The organism is Malacoplasma iowae (genome assembly GCF_900660615.1).
Taxonomy (GTDB): Bacteria; Bacillota_I; Bacilli_A; order Mycoplasmatales; family Mycoplasmoidaceae; genus Malacoplasma; species Malacoplasma iowae.
On sequence record NZ_LR215023.1, the window covers coordinates 607,445 to 628,155 of the forward strand.

The 20,711-nt window shown below is 22.3% G+C and carries 12 protein-coding genes; 8 read left to right on the top strand and 4 right to left on the bottom strand.

What is annotated here, in order from left to right; genetic code table 4:
- Positions 1–144 precede the first annotated feature (144 nt).
- Both EXC57_RS02425 and EXC57_RS02430 read left to right on the top strand, forming a co-directional pair.
- Positions 145–3,078, top strand: coding sequence for a transglutaminase-like domain-containing protein (locus tag EXC57_RS02425; RefSeq protein WP_129692587.1), 2,934 nt, complete (start codon positions 145–147; stop codon positions 3,076–3,078).
- Positions 3,079–3,285: 207 nt separating this feature from the next.
- Positions 3,286–5,031: an ABC transporter permease gene (locus tag EXC57_RS02430; RefSeq protein ID WP_129692588.1), complete on the top strand. Its 1,746-nt coding sequence runs from the start codon at positions 3,286–3,288 to the stop codon at positions 5,029–5,031.
- Positions 5,032–5,409: 378 nt separating this feature from the next.
- Here the strand turns inward: EXC57_RS02430 and EXC57_RS02435 are convergent, their stop codons facing one another.
- The 3 genes from EXC57_RS02435 to EXC57_RS02445 all read right to left on the bottom strand — a co-directional run bounded on the left by EXC57_RS02435 (position 5,410) and on the right by EXC57_RS02445 (position 8,769).
- Positions 5,410–6,336 carry a type I phosphomannose isomerase catalytic subunit gene (locus EXC57_RS02435; protein ID WP_004024517.1) on the bottom strand — a complete coding sequence of 309 codons (927 nt, stop codon included), beginning with the start codon at positions 6,334–6,336 and terminating at the stop codon, positions 5,410–5,412.
- Positions 6,337–6,488: 152 nt separating this feature from the next.
- A complete protein-coding gene (mutT, locus tag EXC57_RS02440) occupies positions 6,489–6,878 on the bottom strand; it encodes an 8-oxo-dGTP diphosphatase MutT (protein WP_004024518.1) in 390 nt (129 codons plus the stop codon).
- Positions 6,865–8,769, bottom strand: a complete 1,905-nt coding sequence (locus EXC57_RS02445) for a DNA/RNA helicase domain-containing protein (protein ID WP_129692589.1) — start codon at positions 8,767–8,769, stop codon at positions 6,865–6,867. Before EXC57_RS02445 ends, mutT begins: the two co-directional genes overlap by 14 nt.
- Before the next feature lie 85 nt (positions 8,770–8,854).
- On the opposite strand from EXC57_RS02445, the gene EXC57_RS02450 reads away from it, so the two are divergent.
- On the top strand, positions 8,855–9,955 hold the full coding sequence (locus EXC57_RS02450; RefSeq protein WP_129692590.1) for a protein NO VEIN domain-containing protein: 1,101 nt from the start codon (positions 8,855–8,857) through the stop codon (positions 9,953–9,955).
- Positions 9,956–10,013: 58 nt separating this feature from the next.
- Here the strand turns inward: EXC57_RS02450 and EXC57_RS02455 are convergent, their stop codons facing one another.
- On the bottom strand, positions 10,014–10,652 hold the full coding sequence (locus EXC57_RS02455; protein ID WP_004024522.1) for a hypothetical protein: 639 nt from the start codon (positions 10,650–10,652) through the stop codon (positions 10,014–10,016).
- Positions 10,653–11,312: 660 nt separating this feature from the next.
- Between EXC57_RS02455 and EXC57_RS02460 the strand changes: the two genes are divergently transcribed.
- The 5 genes from EXC57_RS02460 (at position 11,313) to EXC57_RS02480 (ending at position 20,711) form a co-directional block, all read left to right on the top strand.
- Entirely contained in the window at positions 11,313–13,013 is a 1,701-nt protein-coding gene (locus tag EXC57_RS02460) for a site-specific DNA-methyltransferase (protein WP_004024523.1), read from the top strand.
- Between the two features lies 1 nt (position 13,014).
- Positions 13,015–15,903, top strand: coding sequence for a restriction endonuclease (locus tag EXC57_RS02465; RefSeq protein ID WP_004024524.1), 2,889 nt, complete (start codon positions 13,015–13,017; stop codon positions 15,901–15,903).
- Positions 15,904–15,907: 4 nt separating this feature from the next.
- Entirely contained in the window at positions 15,908–19,036 is a 3,129-nt protein-coding gene (locus EXC57_RS02470; protein WP_129692591.1) for a DEAD/DEAH box helicase, read from the top strand.
- Positions 19,036–19,764: a hypothetical protein gene (locus EXC57_RS02475; RefSeq protein WP_004024526.1), complete on the top strand. Its 729-nt coding sequence runs from the start codon at positions 19,036–19,038 to the stop codon at positions 19,762–19,764. The genes EXC57_RS02470 and EXC57_RS02475 overlap by 1 nt, the downstream gene beginning before the upstream one ends.
- A 278-nt stretch (positions 19,765–20,042) precedes the next feature.
- Complete coding sequence (locus tag EXC57_RS02480) at positions 20,043–20,711, top strand: PHP domain-containing protein (protein ID WP_004024527.1); 669 nt, start codon at positions 20,043–20,045, stop codon at positions 20,709–20,711.

Below are 20,711 nucleotides of genomic sequence, written 5' to 3' on the forward strand. Positions count from 1 at the left end.
TTTTTTATAACAAAATTTCAACTTTGTTTACTAATTATTTATACAAAAAATTAGGTTTAATTTACTGATTTATTTATTGTTTATCTAACGTTTTTAATTTGTTATAATAGGGTAAAGAAAAACTTTTATTAAGAGGGTGTTGATATGAAAAAATGAAAAAAATTTAAAATAATGATGATAGGTTCAACAACTTTGGCAGGTCTTTTAATTGTGCCAACAGTTTTAACATCGTGTTGAAGCGGAAGTAATATTGTAACAAACACTCCAAATAATCCATCAATAGTGCCACCAGGTGAACAACCAACTGACCCACCAGTTATACCACCAACTAGTAACCCAGATGATTCAGAAACAGAAAAACCACCTGTAAGTCCTCCAAATGAAAATCAACCAGAAAATCCGAGTGAAGAAAACTTTATTAAATATGTAGATTATACCCTTGATCCAAATACTCCAGAAGGTCAAGAAGAAAATCAACAATATTGAATTACTAATCCAAATACACAAAATAAATATATTTTAAACCGTTGAGGAAATGCACCACTTCCAATGAAAGATAACATAAGTAAAGAAGAAGCTTATAATTACTTTACATATGTTGCAATTAACAATCAAATTGGTAGATCATACACTTTTGGTGAAAGAAAAATAGAAACAGATTGAATTGCTAATGTTTACATTGAATGATTAGCAAAAAATTGAATTTTATACCCATGAATCTCTTTTGAAAATCATCCAGCATATTTTTACACAGATAAAAATGATAGCACTCAAAGTTTTGATTATGAAATTTTGAAAAAATGAGAAGGTAGATATCCTGAGTATTTTGAACAAAATAAATTTTATATTAAAAAAAATAAATTTAGTAATTCAGCTGATTTCATTACAATTCAGTCTCAACAAAGAGATGCATACTTTGAAATGATAAGATTGTTTTTAACTAACTATTATCGTCCAGGTATGAGCGATTTAGATAAAACCTTAGCTGTATTTAATTTTGTAATGACATATATTTCATATGGTGATTCAAACAACGACCCTTATGGAGTTTATATGAAACATATGGGTGTTTGTGTTCACTATTCTTTTACAGCAGCATTTTTATTAAACTTAATTGGTGTTCCATCATTTATGAATCTTGCTGGTGATTTATTTTCACATCCAGATGTTGGTCGTCCAGGTCATGCTGTTAATTGAGTTTGAATTGATGCTGATAATTCAGGAAAAAAGAAATGATATATTATGGATGCTACTTATAGTGATTATTCAGCTGAAACAACTTGACCTAGTGCTTTCATTTTAAATGATAGTCAATCATGAACTTATTTCTTAGAACCAGTTTCAGATAAACTGGGTGGAAATATTGATTATAGTCTTAAACAAAATAGCTTTTTTGAATTTTTGAATGGGCCATGATATTCTCCTTTCAAAAACAATGATGTTAAAATTTCACCAAATAATGATTATTTAAATAGCATGGGAACATACCAAAACATCAAATCAGGTTTTGGTAATAAAAAAAATAGTCAGTCAAGACCTATTTGATATAACAAAAATTGATATAGCATGGTAATTGAAAATCAAAACCAAATCAAATTTTATAAAACTTCAATGGATAATTCTCAAAAAGAAAATTTTGATGTTCCAGAAAGTGTAATTAATGAATTAAAAGGTTTGGGTAGATTAAGATATTCTACTCCATTTGCTGGTACTTATAATGATTGAATGGCTTTTTCAGTTTTTGAAAAACCAGATTATATGACAGAAACCCCACTTAATAATAAATGAAAGATATTTTTCCATAACTTCAATGATACAGAATGAAAAGATACAAAATATTTAGAAATTCCAAATGAAGTTCTATATACAGATGATAGTGGTAAACAATATAAAACTGATAGAGCTTTCTTTCAAACATTTTTCTTTGATAATGATCAAATATGTATTGAATATAGTTTTAAAGGGACAAATGGAAAAACAATTGGTTCAGTAATTAAAAGATATGATTTACCAGATGAAGTTAAAATTCAAAATGATAAATATTTAGATTCTAAAGTTGTTGAAAATGCAAAAATTTATTACAAACTTATTGGAAATACACATAAAATAGGTGTTGAAAATCAACAAATAACTTTAGAGAATAAAAAAACATATAATGATTATTACAATAATTTCAAAAGTACAAATAATTATTATAATGATGTAATGACTCTTAAAAAATATTCAGATGATTTTGAAAAATCATTAATTACTGGAACTAAAAACTTAGCAAGTGGTGTTTCATCTGATATATATTTAATTGACCAAAATGCTTTTGATGAATATGGTTATTATTTTGATGACATAAATCCAGGATTTGATAGTTTTTATAATTTATCAGATGATCAATATAATACAACTCTAAAATATGATATATATTTTTCACCTAATGCTAATGGTACATATGAATTATTGGCTAAAGATTTATATAAACCAATAATTAAAAAATCATATTTTAAAAAATATAATGAAAAACCAGATGGTAAATACTATATAAAAATGCACAATCATGATGATTCTCTTGTGTTTCAAACAGAACCATTTTACTTTGCTATAGCTGAAGATAATAATATTGTTAGTGTTCCAGAGCAACCTTTAATTTCATATACTGAACAATTAACGCCTTATACTCCAAAAGGACAAACAAATTACTTTGATAAATTTATTTACAATTGATATGATCAAAGTTATAAATTAACACTTAATTACCAATGATCAAAAATTAACAGTAATTATGATGTAAAAGTTAATTTAAAAAGATATGATTTTAAAAATAAACAACTAACAACATTAAAAACTTGAAATGATCGTTTACATAGAGAAGATTATATAATTGGTAAAATTGATGATAATAATAAAGGTATTTATTTTATGGATATAGAAGTTAAATACAATAACAAACCTGAAATTTATCATATATATTCATCATTTATGTATATGATTACTAAAAAAGATGTTGATTCTAATAATTTCAATGAATGAGTTAACTTATCAAATGATTTAAAAAACACAATTAAATCAGAAAAAACAAAATCATAAAATAATTATTTATTACTAAAGTGTTCGTTTTTAAGGCGAGCACTTTTTTATTTTGGAATATGTAAAATATTAAAAAAAATAAAAGATTAATAAAAAATAAAAATTTAATTTCAGCTTGTAGTATATAATTTATTTATCAAAATATTTTATATATTTGATTCTTTATTTTAAATTTTAAAAATTAAATTTCAAAAAGGGTATTTGGTTATGGTCCGAAAAAAGCAAAGAAGAGAAACATCAATTAAACCATTATTTATTTTTTCTTTAAGTTTGATAGGTAAAAAAGTTATTGTGTTGTGCGGTTTGTTAGCATATGCAATAATTATATGTTTATATACATCAATTATTCCAATATTATCTGAAAAACCACCTATTTCATTATTTAGAAGTTCTTATTCAACATCTTTATTGATGTTGTTAGTGGCAGCTGTTATTTCAATTATAGCTGTTGAAATATTTAGAACTCCAATAGATGATGGAACTGAGTTGCTTATAGTTAGTAAACCAATAAGTAGAAAAGAAATTGTTTTTGTTAAGCTTTTTATTTTTTTGTTATACATTTTGTTATTGTCATTAATTGGAACAATAATTGCATCTTTTGCTTTTTTAAATAGTTCATCATCAAAAGATGATAGTACTACTTTGGTTTTAGGTGTTTTACTTGGAACAATAGTTAATGGTTTACTTTTTGGTTCTATAACAACTATTTTATCTATTTATTTAAAAAAGATTGTTTCAATGGTGATATCTGTTGGTATTTCTTTTGCATTATTGATAATGACTTTTTTAGGTTCATTTACTATAAAATCTCCAGTAGCTATTTTAAAAGATAGAGGATATACTGTTACTCCAATTACAATTTTAGATATTTCAAAAGATAAAAAAAATAATGATGATGTTCTTAAACAAACTAATGCATTATTTTCAACTGGTTTACCAGATGGTGAAACACTTCAAATGGCTTGAAATAAAGCAGCAAATGTTTCGCCATATAAAACATTTTCTTTTTTTGATTTTGGTTATCAACTATCATCCTTATACTCTTTATCAAACCCTTCACCTGATGTTAGAAGTGTTATTGGTCAAATGTCATCTACAAGTATCCCAATAGATATTGAATTTGATGAATCATATAACATTTTAAATAATCCATTACTTACAAAAATAAAAATTTATAATTCAGATTTAACTCCTAAACCAGCAAATGATAATAATCAAACACCAGAAAAAGAAATTGCATCTATAAACTTAATTCCACTTATATATGACTATGCATCAATCAATTTTGATAAAGAATCTAAAGATATTTTAAAATTAAAATTTTCTAAAGATTTTATTTCTAAACATACAGAAAGTTATTTTTTAAATAAATGAGAAGAAGCTTGAAAAAAATATGGAAAAACAAATTCTTCAACTGATTCTAAATATGTAAGCAATGATTCTTTTTTAGGTGAAAAAGATACTTTGAATTTTTTAAACATGTATTTTAAAGAGCCACAAAATAATCTTAATACATCTAATATAAAAAATGTTTTAACTGATTTGTGTGAAATTCAATTAGGTGGTTTAATAAAATTAGCAAGTCAAAAAGATCTTAGTATTCAAAAAATATTAAATTCTAATGAATTTAAAACTGTTTTAGCATTCTCTGAAATTAAAATAGAGAAGAAAAAACAAGATAGTAACACATACCAAAAAGAAACTATAACAAAACCAGATATTGAAGATTATATTAGTATAAAAAACATAAGTACTAAATTCCAATATAATGGAAATATTTATAGAATAGATTTATTGTGTAACTATGGGAATGCAAATTCATTTAAAAATTTTATTAAAGTAACAACAAAATCTTTAATTAATAAAAATTATGTTATTCCTGTATGAACAGCACTTTCTTTTATGGTGTTTATATCTGCTGCAATTTTATATACAAGAAGAGATTTTGCTTAATTGTTAATAATTGTTGTTTTGCTTAATAAAGTGCATGTGCTTATAATAAAGCGATGCACTTTTTATTATGTTTTTATGTATTGATACTTTTTTAAAAAATGATTTTTTATAAAAGTTTATTAAAATGTTAGTAAAAACACAATTTGATTTATTTTAATAAAAACTACAAATAACAAAATTAATCTTTGGTTTATTAATAATTTATGTAAATTGTTGGTTTAAATTAAATAACATAAAAATAATATTTATTATTTCAGGTAATCTAGATCTTAAAAAGAGATTAAACAAAATTAAAGATGTAAGAGTTATTTATATCAAATTAAAAGATTTTATAGAAAAACCTCATTTTTACTAATAAAAAAATAAATGATCCCTCATTTATTTTTTTATTGGAACATAACTTATAATAATTGTCATTTTTTGTGATGATATTTTAAATTTGCTATTATGTGCAACTAAGAAATTATCTCCCTTTCTAATTTCAATATTGTCAACAAAACCATTTCCATCAATAACAGTTGCTTGTACTCAATGTGCATCGTCAAATAATAACTCTAAATTAGAATTAACATTTATTTTAATAATTTTAAAATATTGGTTTTCTAAAAGTAATTGAATTTTATTGTCATAATTTGTATTTGTTTTAGAAATTGTTAAATTATTTTGTGGATAATATATTACATTTAAAGAATCGTTTATGTGTAATTCTCTAGGTTTTCCATTAGATAATCTATCATAATCATATAACCTATAAGTTATATCTGAACTTTGCTGTACTTCATAAATTAAAGTATTATTTTTTATTGCATGAATAGTACCTGGTGGAACATCTATAAAATCATTTTTATCTATTTTTATAACTTTTAATAGATTATCTCATTTATTATTTTTAATATAATCAATTAATTCAGCTTTATTTTTGGCATTATGACCATAAACAATATCAGAATTATTTTTACAATCTAAAATATATCAACACTCAGATTTACCATATTTTCCATGTTTGTTTTTTGCATATTCATTATCTGGATGAACTTGAATGCTCAAATCATCATTTGCATCAATTATTTTAACAAGAAGTGGATATTCTCCATTGTAATTGTTAAAGAAACTTTTTTTCTCTATATAAAATTCTCTAAGACTTTTATTAATTCCTTTTATTTTTGATTCTTTATCTTTTATTGCACTTATTATTCAAGCTTCACCATTTTTTTCATATGGTAAATTATACCCATATTCTTTTAATCTTTTCCCCCCTCATATTGTTTCTTGAATAAAAGGTTCTAAAAATATAATTTTTTCCATAAAATTTACTCCAGCAATTTAATGATTATTAATTTCATTTTATTAAAAATGTCTAAATTAAATTTAAATTTTTACCAATATTATTTAATAAAATTAAAATCTTTAATAACTAAAAAGTGTATAACTAAAAACATTTAAACTAACAAAGAAAATTATCAATTATTCATTAATTTATCTATTATTTCAATATCTGCTGGAACTCACTTAATGAAATTAAGTTCTGTTTTAGAAATTCATTTATAACTTGAGTGTACATTTAAATTTATTAATCCATTAAAAATAAAGCATTTATATACATACATTTCTAGTTCAAAAGTTGGATAATTGTAATTTACTGTTGTTATAAAATCACCTATATTAATATCAATATTTAGTTCTTCTTTGATTTCCCTAATTAAAGCTTCTTTATGTGTTTCATTTGATTCTATTTTTCCGCCTGGAAATTCTCATAATCCATTAAACTGACCATCAACTCTTTGAGTTATTAAAATCTCATTTTTATCATTGTAAATAACAGCTGCAACAACACTAACTTTTTTCATATGTATACTCCTTTTTGATTATTATTTTATTTTTGAAATGTTGTCTTAATTTATCATCTTCTATGTATACAAAAGTGCCCTTTGTACCTCTTGTTAAGTTTACAAATAACCTATTTAAAAAATATAATTTATTTAATTTTTCTTTATTATTTTTTTCTTCTTCGTTTTTTATTTTTGATATAGATCAAACTTGTGATTTCATTTCTTCCATTTCTAGCTGGGATAAATCTACATCAATCTCATTTTTTTCATTTAAAAAAAATAGTTTGGGTATGTGAACAAAAATAAAATCAAATTCATATCCTTGCACAGTATTAAAATAACCTATATATTGTGGCCCTTTTTTATCTATATTGAAATTGAGCTTCAAACATAAGTTTTCAATTTCTTTAGATGTTTTGTTACCGTTTTCTTTGTATTTTTGTAATCATTGTCAATTTGGATTTCATATATACATTTCATTACCAATTTTTACTGTGGGATTTAAACTATTAAGATCCCATCTTGTTGTTCAAAAACTAACCATTCTAATATTGTATTTATGATACATTTTTTGGTACATAGAATTAAATTCACTATGGTCTAAAATTTTAAAATCAAAAAATTCATTAACAAATTTTTCTTGATAGTTTTCTTCGTTAAAAATAATGTTTTTTAAAAAATCAATATAAGATATGTCGCCTCCACTTCTGAATTGTTCAGAAAGATAAAGTTCAGTTATACTTCAATTGTTTTTGTAAGCCAATTCTTTTAATTCATCTTTTGTTATTCCTTTTTTATTTACCACTTGTTGATTATCAATAAAAGTAATGATGTTTTTATTTATGCTTTTCAAAGCTCTTTCATAAAAAACTCTTGCACTATCTCTTCCTGTTGCTTTATGACCCTCATCAATTATTAAATTATCTATTCTGTTGCCAAAATCATGTGAATTAGCACCTTTAATAAATAATTTTGAAGTTTTATTTTTAAATATATTTTTTACAGCCTCTCTAAATTCAGGACCAGGTAAAATTAAATTTGTTGTTTGTGATAAAGATCTTAAATGTGTCATCAATTTAAAAGCAACTACAGTTTTACCTGAACCAGCACTACCAGAAATTAAAAATAAATTTTTCTTTTTTGTTTTATCCAAATCACTAATTGTATCTATTATCCGATTGTATGTAATATTTTGTGTTCCATATAATCTTATACTTAAACATTCTTCTTCTAAATCTTTGCTAAAACTTTTTGATGGTTTGTATTTTAGGTCATCAAGTATATCAACATCATTAGTATCAATGCAATTACTAAAATGATTTTTTAATATATTAATAAATTTATTATTTTCATTCTTACAAAAAGCATAAGATTTTTCAATAATTGATGAAAATCTTTTATCTATTAAAACATTAATATTTGAATATTCATAATTTGGCAAATATGAATAACAATAAAAATTAAATTTAATTTCATCAATTACATACATGTTAGTCAATATTTGATAATAATCATATGCTTCATATGATGGATGATTACATGGTCCATAACTTACATTTGGATACAAAAGCATTGAATCTTTAAATAAATTTATTGTACTTCAACCTTTTAATTCAACAATTGCTAAATTTTTATTTTCATGATGATCTTTACCTATAATTATTAAATCGATTCTTTTAAAACAATCTCTTATCACATATTCAAGTAAAACAAATTGATTTTCTTTATTATTAAGTTCACTTAAAATATTAGCAACTTTTTTAAGTTGCTTCCAAGACTCAATTTCTTTTACTGAAGCTCCGATATTTAAACCTCTTCTTTCTTTTAATTCTTTTAAAAGAATTGCATGAATGCAATCAGAATCGCAATCTTTAATAAATTCATCAATAGTTTTTTTATAAATTATCATATCAGACTGATTATCGCAGAAAATGAAATTTTATTTATAATTTTTAACGGAATGAATTGATAATTTTCGGTATACTGTGATTGTTATGAATAACAAAGATGTAAAACTTGAAATATTAAAAAATGCATTTCCATGAATTGATGAAGTTTTTGATTTAAACTTAAATATATCAAAATCATACATTTTATATGACAATACGTGAAAAGTTCCAACATTTGAACCTCAATTTTATGGAGAATCAATTTATAGTTATATATTTAAAAATACGCTTGATATTACAGTAAAAAATATTGAAGATTGTTTTCTTTTAAAAAGTCAAGCTATTAAAAAAAATCAAGAAACAAAAAATATTAATTTCAAAAATGCTAAATCACCATCAAATGCAGGTAACATTTCAAATTTAATAAGAGTTTTTAAAGTTAGAAAACAAGAAAATGATAAAGATAATATTAACAAGTTAACAAATATTAGACAGTCATACTCAAAAGAAGATTTTATAAATGGAATTGAAGAATGAATAAACTATATTATTAATACTAGATCGCCAAAAGAATCTAGAAGATTTGCTAACAAATGAAATAATTATTATGTCAATAAAGCTAAATACAAAACTAATGAAATTCCAGATGATTTAATTGAAGATTATATAAGTGGTAATGAACTGAAAAATCCAATTAATAATCTTGATGATTATGTTGTTTCTTATTCTGATAAAACAAATAATTTTGAGTATAAAAATAATTTTCAAACTATTGCAGAAAAACTTAATAATGAAAAAATAGGCAATATTGGCGAAATTCTTTGTTTTAAATATTTACAAGAAAATTTTAAAAATTACAAAATTAAAAGAACTTCAGAAATAAACAAGTTTGCCAACCATGATATAACTGTTAAAGATAAGGATGACAACATTGTATATTATGTTGAGGTTAAATCTAGTTCTTCTAATAGTTTTCCAAGATTTTATTTATCAAAAAACGAATATAATTTGTATAGAAAAAATAAAGACAAATATATTCTTGTGTTTATTTCAGGGATAAATATTTATCAAAAAGATGAATATGTCCCAGAATTTGTTATGATCAAATCTCCTGAAATAATTGTTAATTTTGATGAAATTGGTTACCGTGATGGAAAATTGATTATATGCCCTACAAATTATGAGGGTTTATTTCCTATAGGTTAATCTTTGTTTAGTTGTAAATTGTATATAACTTTAACTATTATATAGATGTTTTTAAAATTTATTTTATTTCAACAATCATCATGTCATATTCATGATATTTACTTCATTTAATTTTTAGTTCTTTTGTATGAACTATTTCATTATATTTTTTTAGATGTGATTTTTCTTTTTTCTTATCATTTGAAAATGTAAAATTTAGTTTTCCTTTTTTAATGATTGGGAAATTTAGTCCATATTTGAATACTGAACTATTTTTTGAAAAACCTTTTTTATATTTTTTATCATTAGTTAGAAAAATGCAAAATCCTTTAGTGACTTTTCTTTTTGATATATATTTTGATTTATCTATTGAATTTTCAATTCTTGCTATATCATGATGTATTAAAACAACATTAATATTTTGAGCACCGTGATCTTTATTTTGAAACTCTTCCTTTAATTTATCATCATAATAATAAGAAGCTTTTGTTTTAAATTTGAACTCAAATAATCAAGCTTCCTTGTCATCAAAGGTAATAAGATCAATATTGCTATTTTTTTGTTCTTCGATTCCACTAAATGGGTATTCTAATCTTATATTTATATGAGGATACAATAACTTACAATATCAACTAAAATGAAATTGTAAATCAGATTCATTATGAAAATATTTTCTTTCTTCTTTTAATTTTTGTAAAACTTTTTCAACATCTATCATATATTAATTATGACACTTAATTGATTTTTTTAATTTGAAATAATATTATAAATTATGTTTTGTAAGTAGTTTAAAATAAAAAATAGTTAACCTGAATTATTTTTAATACTATGATTGTATGTTTTTAATTTAATTCAATTGGGAATATATTCAAATTACCATTAAACATGTTTATAAGAAAATCATAAGTTTTAAAAATATGGAAAATAGCATTAATAATTTAATTTTTCAAAAACAAGAATAAAAAACATGACCTATAAACTATGTTTGTTATGCGCTCAATTATAAACATCATTTTTACAAATGTGTTATATATTATTATTTTATTATTTTAATTAATAATTAAACATTTGTTCTAGAGTGTATTTTTTTGACAAATAAGTTAATTCAAAATAACACAATTATTACATTTTCACTTATTTCCGCAAAAAATATTAGATAATATTATATTATATATTTGTTAATATAACCTTTATTTTATCTACCACTTCCTTTGTGTATGGATCATTTTCTTTTTTAAATTTTGAAAATTTTTCCATTTTTTTATCAACTCCTTCATATTTTTTTAAAATAAATAAAAATATAACTTATTTACTAAACAAAAAATTATAAATTTAACTTATATTAGTAGAGTAAATAAAGGTTTACTTCCCTGAATTTGTGAAAGATGGAAAATTTGATATTCAGTCATTTAATAACTTGTTTGAAAATAAAGACTTTATAGCAAATGAACACGAAAATTATGGTTTTTTTTGAAATGGAAAAAACAAACTTTTTCAAATCATTAATTCAAATTCTTTATTAACACTAAAACCTAATTATGATAAAAGTATAGATTTTAAAAATAGTAAAAATATTATTATAGAAGGTGATAATCTAGAAGTTTTAAAATTACTAAAAAGTAGTTATTTTGAAAAAATTGATGTCATTTATATTGATCCTCCATACAATACAGGTAATGATTTTGTTTATAACGATAAATATAAAATGTCTAAAAGTGATTATGATGAGTCAATTGAAAATAGCAATATAAAAAACTCTGATTCAGAAGGAAGATATCATACTAATTGATTGAATATGATTTATCCTAGATTAAAATTAGCCAAATCATTATTAAAAGAAGATGGAATTATATTTATATCTATTGATGACAATGAACAAGCTAGATTAAAAATTATTTGTGACGAAATTTTTGGAGAGCATAATTTTGTTAGTTGTTTTATATGGCAAAAAACAACAGCTCCCAAAAACAATACGAAATATGTTTCTATAAATCATGATTATGTGTTGTGTTATTCTAAAAGAAAGGAAAACATAACAATTAATTTAGATGAAAGAACAGAAAAACAATTAAATGATTATAAAAATCCTGATAATGACCCAAGAGGTCCATGAACTAGAATTAAGTTAAGAGCCCCTAGTTATTCAAAACAAAATGATTATGAAATTGAATTCAACGGAAAAATTTATGCACAGCCAAAAGGCTTCTCATGAATAATTTCTAAAGAAAAAATGAAAGAATTAATAGATGATAATAGAATTTATTCAGAAGGTGAAATGATAAGAAAAAAAGCATTTTTATCTGAATCAAAACAAGGTGTTACCCCAATTAGTTTATTACTAAAAGAAAAAGTTGGAATATCGCAAAACGGAACAGAAGAATTAAGAAAATTATTTAATAATGAAAATATTTTTTCATATCCTAAACCAACAAAATTAATAAAATATTTAATAAATTTATCTAAAAACAAAAATGCTTTAGTTTTAGATTTTTTTGCTGGATCTGGTACTACAGGACAGGCTGTTATGGAGCTTAATAAAGAAGATAATGGTAATAGAAATTTTATTTTAGTACAACTTCCAGAAAAAATAGAATCTGAAAAATTTAAATCTATAACAGATATTACAAGAGAAAGAATAATTAGATCAATTAATACATTTGGCTACAAAGAAAAAGGTTTTAAATATTTTGAACTTACATCTTCAAACTTTGTAGAATTAAATGATGAAATACAACCTTCATTTTTTGATTCAAAATTTAAAAAAGATACAAATGATATCGACTTATTATATGAAATAATATTAAAAATAGGTCTTGATTTAAATGAAAATTTTCTAGAAATAAACCTTGATGGGTGCAAATACTTTGTTGATCCATCAAAAACACATATATTTTCTATTTCAGATTATAATGACACCAATTTATTAGTAAAACATTTAGTAAATATTAAAAAAGATGATTTAGAACTTACATGTAATTTATATATAAAAGAAGAATTGTTTAAAGATGACAGTCAAAAAATAAACATTTTCAAAGAGATAGAAACTAGATTAGAAAATACTAGTGTTAGGGTATTATAAAATGAAATTTAATTTTAATTCAAATTTATCTCATCAAATTGACGCTATTAAATCTATTATTGATATTTTTGAAAATGTAAAAACAAGACCTGGCATTTTTTCTCTTAATAAAGAGATTAGTTTATTTAATGTTGATAGTGATAATTATTATGAATGCTATGGAAATAAAATAGCAACTTTAAATTGAAAAGAAATTATAAGTAAAAACATTAAAAAAATTCAATATGAAAATGGAATTGATGACAATGGCGAATTTTCTACAACATTTGATATTGAAATGGAAACAGGTACAGGAAAAACTTATGTTTATTTAAGAACAATTATTGAACTTTACCAAAACTATGGATTTAATAAATTTATAATTTTGGTGCCTTCTATTGCAATCAAAGAAGGGGTTATCAAAACATATAATATAACAAAACAACATTTTAAAAATTTATTTTCAGGTGTTCAATATAGGATGTTTGAATATGATGGAAGTAGAATATCAAATTTGTATGATTTTTTTACATCAAATAATTTAGAAATAATGATAATGACAGTTCAATCAATTAATAAAACATCTAATAACATATATGAAAAGAATGATAAATTAAATGGTTATTCAGGAATTGAATTAATATCAAAAACAAACCCTATTATTATAATTGATGAACCACAAACAACATCAAGTACTGATAAAAGTAATGAGGCTATTAATAAACTTAATCCTTTATTTAAAATCAGATATTCTGCAACATTTAGAAAAAGAAAAAATGAAAAATTGATGTATAAATTAGATGCAATTGATGCTCATGAAAAAAAATTAGTAAAAAGAATTGTTGTTCATGGGTCAAAAGTGGAAGACCCATACTCAAATGAATTGACACTAATAAAAGTTGACAATGAAAAAATTTTTTTAAATGTTTATAGAAACAACAAAAATAAAAAAGTTGTAGTTTATAAAAATGATGATCTTTTTGAAGCTACAGAATTACCTTTATATAAAAATAAATTTATACAAGATATAGTTTCATTTGATACAGTTATTTTAAATGATGGTTCTAAATTAAAATTAGAGAAAGATTCAAATTCAAGAAAAAATATTGAAATAAAACAATCACAAATAGAAAAAACTATAATCCATCATTTAGACAAACAATTGGAATTAATTGATAAAAATATAAAAGTATTGAGTTTATTTTTTATTGATGAAGTTAAAAATTATAGAGTTAAAAAATCCAGTACAGAAACCATCAAAGGTGATTACTATGTATGGTTTGAATCCATATTTAAAAAAATAATTCTAGAAAATCATAAATATCATAAATTGTATGATCCAAAAATGATAGATGATTACCTACCAAAAATTCATGGTGGTTATTTTTCTGGAGACAAAAAATTTCAAACAAAGGATTCAACAGGAAAAAACGCAGATGATGTAGATACATATAAAATCATCATGCAAGATAAAGAAAAATTGTTATCAATTAATGAACCACTTTCTTTTATATTCTCACACACAGCTTTAAGAGAGGGATGGGATAATCCTAATGTATTTGTTATATGTACTCTTAATTCTACAAACTCAGAAATAAAGAAAAGACAAGAAATAGGAAGAGGTTTGAGATTGTGTGTTGATTCATCAGGAAATAGAGTAATAGATGAAAACATAAATGAATTAATCATTGTTGCTAATGAATCTTATGAAAAATTTGCAGAAGAATTGCAAAATGAATTCAGAGAAGATGGATTAAGATTTAATGTTTTTGATAAGTTAAAATTAAGAAAAATTCTTATTAATTATCAATGTGATGATAAAGAGGAATTTCTATGAAATATTTTAAAAACAAGCAACATAATTGATGAAAATAATATAGTAACAAATAATGTATATGATGATAATTTAATTGAAGATATAAAAAGTGAGTGCAAAAATTTAATTTCAGATTATATATTAGAACACATATTAAATTATTTAAAATTAGAAAACAAAAATATAATAAAAAATTATGACAACAAACAAGATATAGTTTTAAATAAAAAATTATTAGAAGATGAAAATTTTATTGATTTTTGAAATTTTATTTCACAAAAAACTTTCTATAAATTGTCTTTTACAACAAAAGAATTAATTGAAAAATCAATTGAAACTATAAATAGTGAACATCAAGAATATAGAAAAATTTATTTATATAGCGAAAAACAAAGAATTGATATTAACAAAGATGGTGTTAAATCTGAAAAATTAAGTCATTCAAAAAAAGTTATTAATGATTTGGTAGAAGATAATAGATGTAACATTTATGAAGTTGTTGATCAAATTTCAGAAAAGACAAATATTAAAAGGGCTACCATCTATAAAATATTAATTTCTACTTATTTGAATGAATACATAAATAAAATCCCAAATTATTGTATTGAAAAAGCAACTAATGGAATTATAAAAACTATAAATAAATTATCTGCTGATAATATTCAATATTATTGCATAAATGATTCTTATAAAATCAATAAGTTTGAAAATAATATTCCAATTTATGAAACTAGCGATTTAAATGTAATCATAAAAAATAAAGACAAAACTATTTACAACATAATATGTTGTGATTCTAATGTAGAGAAAAAATTCTTAATAGACACAGATTTATCTGATGATATAAGATTTTATATTAAGTTCCCTAATTGATATAAAATTCAAACACCTATTGGTGGTTATAATCCAGATTGAGGATTATATAGTGTTAAAGATAAAAAAATTATTGTTGAAACAAAAGGAAGTACTGATTTTGGTCAATTAAGAATATCTGAAGAAGACAAAATAAATTATGGTAAAAAACATTTTAATGCATTAAATGGCAATATTAAATTTCAACTAGTTTCTTCATTTGATGAATTAGATAAGGAATAAATATATGAAATTTTTTGTTGATAAATTAAAAGAAAATATTAATTTTAATACCGAAATAAATATTATATGTAATTCTTTTTCACTTAATGGTTTTGGAAAAATTTTAGATCAAATATTAATCGCCAAAAAGATTAGACTTATAATAAGCACTAACAAAACATTTAAAGATAACCAGTGTATTGATTTAAATGAAATATTTTTTGAAAATGATATTGATAATTGTGAATTTGAGTTCAGTAAATATTTATATTCTAAAAAATGGTCAAATCTAATAAATGATAAAAAATTCATTATTAAAATTTGCAATGATAATACTGTATACAACTCTTCATATTTAATATTAAAAAATAAAGATAAAAATATTTCATATGCCAATTTTGGAAATATTTTTGAAAAAAATTTAAATAACAAAAACTTATTTGATGTTAACAAAAATCAAGATAATGAAGCAGTAGCTCACTTTAGCTCGAAGTTTAATGATTTATGAAGTTCGCATTCTTCATATGACATTTCAAATATGTTTAATGAATGATTGCTTACTATACAAAAACCGCTATCATGTTTTGATTGTTATAACAAAACGTTATCTTACATTTTTGATAATACATACAAAAATATAAAAGATATAGAAATAAATGAATCTAATGAATTTAAAAATAGTTTAATTTACAATTCGCTATATGATTTTCAAAAAAATGCAGTTTATGGTTTAATTGATAAACTTGAGAAGTTTAATGGGTGTATTTTAGCTGATTCTGTTGGGCTTGGTAAAACTTATGAAGCATTGGGTGTTATAAAATATTATGAATTAAAAAGACAAAAAGTTTTGGTTTTAACACCTAAAAAATTAAAAGAGAATTGAACAATATTTACACAAAATAGTAAGTTGAATCCTTTTTCAAATGAAAAATTTAATTATGATGTAAAAAATCATTCTGACATAAACAGAAACAAAGGTTATTCTGGAAATGATAATTTATCTAGTTTTAATTGATCTGATTTTGATTTATTAGTTATAGATGAATCACATAATTTTAGAAATTATAGTTGAGTTAATGATGAATTCAAAAGCAAAAGTAGATATCAACATTTAATGGAAAAAGTTATTAAATCTGGGAGAAATACTAAAGTTTTATTATTATCGGCCACACCAGTTAATAATAGAATGCATGATTTAAATAATCAAATAAAATTTATAACTAATGATAATGATTCTGCTTTAAAAGAATATGGTATTGATTCTATAAAATCAGTTTGTAGATATGCTGAAGAACAAAGTAATAAGTGATCAAAACTTCCATTGAAACAAAGAGACTCAAAACATTTTTCTGAAATGATTGGTTCTAAATTTAAAAATTTACTTAATCTAATAAGTATTGCTAGAAGTAGAAGGCAAATATTATCAAGTTACTCTGAGACAAATTTGACCTTCCCTAAAAGGTTACCGCCCAAAAACATAATATGAAATATAGATGATGAAAATAAAATAAATATTAAACTAATTAATGAACAATTAAATGATTTAACTTTAGCCTCTTACAAAATATTAAGTTATGTTTACGAAGAATTTTTATGTATCTATGACCAACTGGATTATAAATTTGAAGGCAAAAAAATGTTACATATTAATAGAGAAAAAGGATTAGTTTCTTTAATGAAAATCAATCTATTTAAAAGATTAGAAAGTTCCATTTTTTCTTTCAATGAGACGATCAAAAAAATAATAGAAAAAACTAGTTCAATATTGAATTTGCTTTTCAAAGAAAATATAAGTTTAAATTTCTCGAACGATGAATTAATAGATGATAATGAATATAGTGAGACAATATATGAAAATAATTTAAAAATAGATATTAATCATATAGATCTACCTAAATTTAAATCTGATCTTGTTTATGATTTAAATTTACTTGAAAACATATATAAAGTTACGAGCTTAATAAATGAAAACAAGGACTCTAAATTAAATACATTAATTGAGTTAATTGAAGAGAAAATTAATAATCCTTTTAATGAAGGAAATAAGAAGATTATAATTTTTACAACATTTGAAGACACAGCGTTATACATATATAATCATCTAAAAAATAAGTACCTGACATCAGTTGTAACTGGTACAAAAAACATATCAAACCATCCAAAATTATTAAATAACAACAGTTTAGGTGTTAATGATATTCTTACATATTTTTCACCTAAATCTAAAAAAATAGAAGACACTGGTCTTGATTCTTCAATAGAATTTGATATTTTGATTGGAACTGATTGTATTTCTGAAGGACAAAATTTGCAAGATTGTGATTGTTTAATTAATTATGATATTCATTGAAATCCTGTAAGAATTATTCAAAGATTTGGAAGAATAGATAGATTGCAATCAAAAAATAAATATATTCAACTTATAAATATGTGACCAAATATAGAACTTGAAGAATACATTAAACTTGAATCAAGAGTTAGAAATAAAATGGAAAAAGTTGTTCATGCTTCAACTGGTGATGATCATATATTGAAGTCTAATGATAACCTAAGCGAAGAAGAAAACTATAGATTAGAACAATTGAATCAATTAAAGGAAAATATAGATAAATATGAAGAATCTAAAAGCGATTATTCATTTAGCTCATTAACATTTAATGAATATTTAATAGATTTATGAAGGTATAATAACCTTTTTGCTAATGAAATGAAAAACAAATATTTATTTAGTAGAGGATTTTATTCTGTAGTTAGTTCTATTAATGACGAAGACAAAAACTTAGCTATTTTTCTATTTAAGAAAACAGTTTCAAAAGACAAAGATAATATGATTGAACCATATGTTTTTGTCTCTGTGAAAGTGATAGATAATGAAATAATATTACCAAATAAAACATTAAATGAAATACTTCAAATTTACAAATCATATGCATCAAAAAACAATTATTTTGATGATAAGGCTTTAAAACAATTTGTTGAAATTACTAATGATTTTGAAGATATGAATTTTTTAAAGAATATTTATTTAAAATCAATAGATTTTTTAAAATCTAAACATATTGAAAATGATTTTAAAAAACTTTTATCAATGAATGCAAATATATCAGAAACTCTTTATGACTTTCAACTTATATCTTTTTTGATAATTTTATAATGATAAAAGATAATAAAAAATTTAAAGAAGTTGATAAAGAGTATTTAATAGAAAAAATATTGTTGAATAGTTCTAAAAAAAACATTCATAAAGAAATAAATCTTACTATAAACACTATAGGTAAAAAAATATATTTTCAAGATTTAATAACAACATTAATCGATGGCAAACAACAAAGTCTAATATACTTAAAAACTAATTTAAGAATAGATAAAAATATTGGTTTAATATCAAAAATTTTTCATTCTTATTTTAAATTCAATCCATATATATTTGAGTTCTATAAAACTCATTATTCATACTATATGATTAACACATCATTTTTGAAAAATGATGATCTAGATTTTTTACTTGAAAAAATAACAAAAAAGAAAACATACATATTATTAAAAATAGAGCATAATAATTTTTCAAATTTTTTGAAGTATGAAGAATTGAACAAAAACTCTGTTTTAGACATGTTTGAAGACATAGTATACAAGATTGTTTTTTTATATGTTCTAAAACTACAAATGCCATTCAAAAAACACATTAATTACATTACTTTATATAAATTTTATGAAATTAAGAAACTTGAGAATAAGTTAAAATTGCTGCTAACAAAATCAAAAAAAGTATTTAATAGTTCTAGATTAATAGATATAAACAAACAAATAATTAGTGTAAAAAACGATATAAAAGAAGCCAAACAACAATTTGATTATGAATACAAAAATATGTCTTCTTAGAGTAAATAAAATTTGTTAACACTAACTTTTAAAATATCTATTTTTTTTAGAATTCATTTTTTAATAAGTATAAATAACTGTTAGATTATTTTAAAAAAATATTTAATGGTTATTTTTTTTAAATATATTTTTACATATTATTGTATAATAATTTTTGCAACAGAAATCTGTTGTATTAGCATTATGATTGAAAATTATTATCAGATCTTAGTGACAAAGAGCATATGATAATTGACATGATTAACAGCTAATTAATTTATTTTAAAATTGGGGTATATATGAAAATAGATCTTCATTTACATACTCCAGCATCAATAAGTAACGGTGATACCATTAAATGAAGTTCTTTATATGACACATTAAAAAAACTTAAAGTTAATAATGTAGAAATTGCTTCATTTACAGATCACAATATTTTTGACTATGAGTTATATAAAAAGGCATATCAATTAGCATTAACAGGAAAAATTAAATTACTTCCAGGTATTGAAGTTAATGTTGTTAGAAAAAATGGGATTATTGGTCATATGCTAATTATCTTCAATGATAACTTAACTGATCAAGAATTGTTAATGTTACAAAAAGAAGCTAATACTATTTTAAAAAATGGTGTTAGTTTATCTAATATTAATAATTTATTTAGTAATTTTGAAACAATAAGAATAATCCATATTGGTAAAAATGATTTTTTTTCTTATGAAGACTTAGAAGGTTTAAATTATGATGCTTTTGAAATAACTAATGAAATGCACCCAAACTATAAACAAGTTTTAAAAAAAGGATTCATTTCATCAGTGGTTGCTTTTTCTGATACTCATGTTTGAGATAAATATCCACAGCAGGGAGAGCTTGTTACTATAGTTGATGACATTGGAGAAAAAAGTTTTAATGCACTAAAAAAAGCATTAAAACAAAACAAAATTTATTATAAAAAAAGATATTCATAA